The organism is Gracilibacillus boraciitolerans JCM 21714, from assembly GCF_000521485.1.
GTDB lineage: Bacteria > Bacillota > Bacilli > Bacillales > Amphibacillaceae > Gracilibacillus > Gracilibacillus boraciitolerans.
This window is the reverse complement of record NZ_BAVS01000082.1, coordinates 1-1,051: the sequence shown is the minus strand read 5'-3', so window position 1 is coordinate 1,051 and position 1,051 is coordinate 1. Positions and strand designations below refer to the sequence as shown.

General features: G+C 32.8%; 2 protein-coding genes. Both read left to right on the top strand.

Annotated features, from left to right (window positions below; all coding sequences use genetic code 11):
- The first annotated feature begins 165 nt into the window (after window positions 1-165).
- Entirely contained in the window at window positions 166-624 is a 459-nt protein-coding gene (locus JCM21714_RS17785) for a hypothetical protein (protein WP_035726486.1), read from the top strand.
- The gene (locus JCM21714_RS17780) at window positions 624-1,046 is read left to right on the top strand and encodes a DUF5085 family protein (RefSeq protein WP_235183037.1); all 423 of its coding nucleotides are present in this window, start codon (window positions 624-626) and stop codon (window positions 1,044-1,046) included. The genes JCM21714_RS17785 and JCM21714_RS17780 overlap by 1 nt, the downstream gene beginning before the upstream one ends.
- The last annotated feature ends 5 nt before the right edge of the window (window positions 1,047-1,051 follow it).

Sequence of the window (1,051 nt, the reverse complement as noted above, 5' to 3'; positions counted from 1 at the left end):
GAACAACTAGTCATCCTTTATTGCAAGTTTCGATTTGATAGTTTTAATTTCGATAAAAATGGTAGATTAAATCCAGTAAGAGACGAAAAAGGTAACAGGATACCTGAAGAAAAACTAGAAGCATATTTTAGACATCGAACTACAGATAGATTGGAGTGAGAATAAATGAAAATAGAAAAAAGAGCGATTCAATTTGATCATCTATTAGTACATGAAACTACTCAATTGAGAGAACAATGGCAAGATGGAGTTTATGTATTAGAGGACCTCATTATAACAGAAGGTATTTATCAGAATGGACCTATATTTTTCTCAGTATCCCCAACTAAAAATGAGGAAAAGTATGGAGATTTCACTTACTATATGCCGATAAATGGAGCAGTAAGCTTAGAAAACGAAACCGATTTTCACTTTGTGAGAGACTTTTTTGTAGAAGAGGCTTTGGTTATGCGTCAAGCCGATCAGGAAATAGATTTCTATGCTGCCAAAGAAAAACTAGAAGATTATGCGGCTGAAAGTAATATTAAGCTAGATGATACATTTTATATGGTACTATTAGAGGTTTATGGAGATATAATTATTGACCTATACATACCTGTACAAAATAGAGGCGATTTGACATGATGTTAGGGCATCAAATCGCTCATCGTAATGTGGTTTCTAAGTATTATCATTTTAAACCGGAAGATTTAGAAATGGCCATAGAAGATTTCACTACTATTTTGGAAAAAACAATTATCATCCTACAGGGGGACATGTTTTTTTCTATTTTGAGTGATCCAACAGCGGAAGAAATGGTAGTAGAAATCTTTTTGCCTATAGAAGAAGATTCATTGAAAGTAGAGATAAAAGAAAAAATGCTTTTTCGCAGTTATTTTACTATCACTCCAATGGTAATGACAAGGGTAACGGAGGATTTTAATGAACAATCTCAAGTGAAATATTGGGAATTAGTAGATTATCTCAATCGTAATGAACTAGAACAGCGAACTCCTGTATTTGTAGAATATAAAAAACACATTCCGGAAAAATATATGTGGAGATGAGTGTA

Excerpts from the sequence above, each read along its gene's own strand:
- JCM21714_RS17785 (WP_035726486.1), top strand. The coding sequence starts at position 166 with ATGAAAATAGAAAAAAGAGCGATTCAATTTGATCATCTATTAGTACAT.
- JCM21714_RS17780 (WP_235183037.1), top strand. The coding sequence starts at position 624 with ATGTTAGGGCATCAAATCGCTCATCGTAATGTGGTTTCTAAGTATTAT.